Consider the following 3,685-nt stretch of genomic DNA (forward strand, 5'->3'; position numbering starts at 1 on the left):
GATGTTTAATATCATGAGTGCATTCGCTGAATTTGAAAGAGATATGATTGTAGAACGTACACAAGAAGGAAAAGCGATTGCCAAGTTGAATCCTAATTTTAAAGAGGGACGACCGAAGAAATATAATAAAGAGCAAATAGAACATGCTCTTGGTTTGTTAAAAACTGAATCTTATAGGAAAGTGGAAAGAATGACGGGAATTAGTGTAAGTACCTTGCAACGAGAAAAAAGAAATCGTTTAAAAACGGAGTGAATAAAAAATGGTGAGTACTTTTATGAATGTTCATTTTGAAGAACTGAAGAAAAAGGCATAGGTGAATTAGAAGAAACAGAGTATGTTATTAAATAAAACCCTATTTCTTATATATATTCAAAAAACACGATACCATCAGGCGCATTTTAAGGCATTTAATTATAATTTTGTGTATTATGCCCTTTTAAAATTGCAAATTTCGTTCAACTAAAAAAGTCGATTATCCTTTAGCGTACGAAATTCGCGAAATGTTGTTGATATAACTATGATTTTGTGGCAGCTCAAAAGAGAAGGTTATCGATTCTCACGAGAAGATCTAGTTATGTTAAGCCCATATATGACGAAACATCTAAAACGTTTTGGCGATTATGTGATTGATTTAAAAAACATTCCACAACCAATAGAAGAGAATATACCTGTATAAAAAATAAACGGGTCATATCATGGAAATAAAATCCAGTCTATGACCCACTTTTACACGTATCTCGGCTGAACCCCTAAAAGGGGTACGGAAACGATTCGAGGTATGAGGGGCCACTCTGGAAAAATATTCAATAATAAAACCGTAGGAATTATTTATTCCTACGGTTTAGCTAAACTAAATTACTTTTACTTAAATACATATCAAATAAATTTTGGCATTATAGTTCCATAAATTCATCAATTTCAGCTTTACGCTTTAAAAATATTTTCATATCTTTTTTCTCTCTTTCTATCAAGCCAAGAGCATGTGTATCGTCTAAAGCTAATTCCTTATAACCCCATATATAATCTATTGTTGTCTCTTTTATCTGTCTATGGTCTGCAAAATACCATTCTAAAGGCTGTAAAGGATCTGATACTGTAAATAATTCTGCTGGATACCATGATGGCATATTCTCACGTTCTCCTAAAATTAAATATGATAACTCACCACTCTGTAATTTGCATATCCCATAAACGGTATACTCTTTTTCAATGGTTAAATTAAATGTTTCCTCTGTTATTTTAGTTAGATAACCTCCGGTATTATATAAACAAGTTACTTGCATAATATATTCTCCTTATTAGTCTTTAAATTTAAAATCATCAAATTCACCAGTTTTCGTATTTTTGGCATAATGTATTTCTACACCGTTTACATTGTGTGCCATTTTGACCCATCCGTCCTCTTTAAGCCAACGAGGATCTGTCATTAGTATCGATTTTAATTCCTTACCTTGAGGATTAGACATTACCTCTTTCATCGCTAATTGTTCTTTTAAACTTTTTGCAACTACTCTTCCCCTAGAATTTCCTCTTCCTAACACTTTAACAGTCGGTATTTCGCTTAAAGCATTAGTTATTTTTACGCCACCCTTACCTAAAGCTCTAACTTCTCCGCCAGCAACAATCGAAACAGTTGCTAAAACATAATCAACACCTGTAAGTTTGTTCCCTCTTATTAAATCCCTACCTACTAAGACATCTCCCCCTGCCTTAATATTTCCGATAATTGGAGTAAAATCAATTATCAATGCTAAGGTTTCTCTTTTTTCTAATTCATTTTTTATTCGAGATTTTGAAATCCCATATGGAGATAAATCTATTTTATCAAGATTGGATTTCGATAGGGAGATAGTATAACTAGCCATGGGCTTACCAACACTGAAACGATCCAACGCTGCGTGCATCTCATTCATTTTAAGATTGGGTATCTTTGTCCATCCCCTCGAAATGGGGGAATAGCAAGCGAATTATTAACAAAATCTTTATAAATAAAGGGTTTTAATTTCTTTTTAAATTACATATGTCAAAACATATACAGTTTAGTTGACATATTTTAAATAAACATAAGTTGTATTTTTGAAATGAAAAAAATTTAATTTTTAGTTATGTCATAAAGTACATTTTTTGACATGATGTATAAATTTTTAATAAATTAAGCTAATTCCCCCATTTCGGGGATTTGGGCAAAAACACCCACTTAAGAATTTTTACTACCCATTATTGTTAAAAACGTTATTCTTTCTAGATTAATAAGAAGGGATAACACCCAAAAAGACACCCTCTCAGGTGTCTTTTCTCATTATAGAAATATCTTAAAATATATATCTGGTGTCATATATTCAATTTAAAAGACCTTTTGTTACATCATAACGCCATTATCGGCAAATTGATACCATTTTCCATTGATATTCTTCCATCCAGTGGCCATATATCCGTCGTTATCAAAGTAATACCAGTTACCTTCAATTTTTCTCCAATCCGTAGCCATAGAACCATCTTCCATAAAATAACGCCATACTGTATCGGATCTACCAAAACTTATCCATTCTCCTGTAGACATAACCCCTTCATAACCAAAGTAATATTTCTTTTCATTAATAGTCTGTAACTTTAAAGACATACGTCCATCTTCATCTAAGTAATACCAATTCCCTTTATCTTGTATCCAGCCAGTTTTCATCGTGCCATCTTCATTTAAATAGTACCAATTACCCTCATCTTGTACCCAACCTGTTTGCATTTTTCCACCAACAAAGTAATACCAGCTTCCGTTATAGCTTAACCAGCCATTATGAGTAACTCCACTTTCATTAAAGTAATACCATTGATTATCAAATAAATGCCAACCCGTTGCCATTGACCCATCTTCAAGAAGATAGTTACCTGTGTGATGTTCTCCTAACCACATGTTCTTTAACATTATTCCAATCTCTCGATCTAAATAGTAACGATTTCCATTATATTCAAGTAAACCATAGTGTATCTTTCCACCTTGGTGTACATAATACCACTCTCCATCATATTGAACCCAGCCTTCATTGGAGTACATTGCACCGTCTTTTCCTAATAAGTAGCCTGCATTTTTATCTTGAAAATGACCTGTTTTCATTTTTCCGCTTGCATCAAAGTAGTACCACTTTCCCCCATCTAGTAACCAACCAGTTTTCTTCATACCATGTTGGTCATAAAAATACCATGTACCTCCATCTTTTACCCAACCTGTTTGTTGCATTGTCTGTTCTGCTTTTGGAGCGTTCAGCTTCATATTATCTTGTTTTTCTGCATGTGATACCGCAGGAACGATAAACATTGTAGACATTAAAATCGGTAAAATAACTTTCTTCATTTTCCATATCCCCCAAATAATGAGTAATTTTAGTTTTTATTTCCACAAACAGAATTATATTATGATATTCAAATGTAATCAATAGTTTTTGTAATGAAAATGTAATATTTTTTATCTAATAGAAATAATATCTATTAAATATTAATTTTAGTCATTTTTTTGTTACAGTGTTTTTAAACTTATTCTGGATGTGATTATGTCTTCTAGAAGTACCGCCACATCACCATTAAGTTAATATTTTGAAGTACACCCTAAACGAAAATTTTATGTCTTTTATAGCAACGAAGTTCATTTTTCTCGTTTTGGGGGTAACCTGTTCTGTTAGGTTGATGGGCATG

At 32.5% G+C, this 3,685-nt stretch carries 4 protein-coding genes and 1 pseudogene; 2 read left to right on the forward strand and 3 right to left on the reverse strand.

The features are described 5' to 3' along the window. Together JDS96_RS29880 and JDS96_RS33405 are read left to right on the forward strand one after the other, a co-directional pair. Positions 1-253, forward strand: a 253-nt coding sequence (locus tag JDS96_RS29880) for a recombinase family protein (protein WP_199669015.1), incomplete at its 5' end; no start/stop codon positions are given. A gap of 244 nt (positions 254-497) precedes the next feature. Beyond that, positions 498-677: pseudogene (locus tag JDS96_RS33405) on the forward strand (Tn3 family transposase); the annotation flags it as partial. Between the two features lie 217 nt (positions 678-894). On the opposite strand, the gene JDS96_RS29890 reads toward JDS96_RS33405, so the two are convergent. The 3 genes from JDS96_RS29890 to JDS96_RS29900 all read right to left on the reverse strand — a co-directional run bounded on the left by JDS96_RS29890 (position 895) and on the right by JDS96_RS29900 (position 3,347). After that, positions 895-1,284, reverse strand: a complete 390-nt coding sequence (locus tag JDS96_RS29890; protein ID WP_098161506.1) for a hypothetical protein — start codon at positions 1,282-1,284, stop codon at positions 895-897. 15 nt (positions 1,285-1,299) lie between these two features. Further along, positions 1,300-1,893: a pre-toxin TG domain-containing protein gene (locus tag JDS96_RS29895; RefSeq protein WP_199669016.1), complete on the reverse strand. Its 594-nt coding sequence runs from the start codon at positions 1,891-1,893 to the stop codon at positions 1,300-1,302. Positions 1,894-2,360: 467 nt separating this feature from the next. Beyond that, positions 2,361-3,347 (reverse strand): glucan-binding protein, encoded by a 987-nt coding sequence (locus JDS96_RS29900; RefSeq protein ID WP_199669017.1) that lies wholly within the window; start codon positions 3,345-3,347, stop codon positions 2,361-2,363. Between the last annotated feature and the right edge of the window lie 338 nt (positions 3,348-3,685).

The organism is Bacillus cereus group sp. N21 (assembly GCF_016483395.1).
Classification (GTDB): Bacteria; Bacillota; Bacilli; order Bacillales; family Bacillaceae_G; genus Bacillus_A; species Bacillus_A pseudomycoides.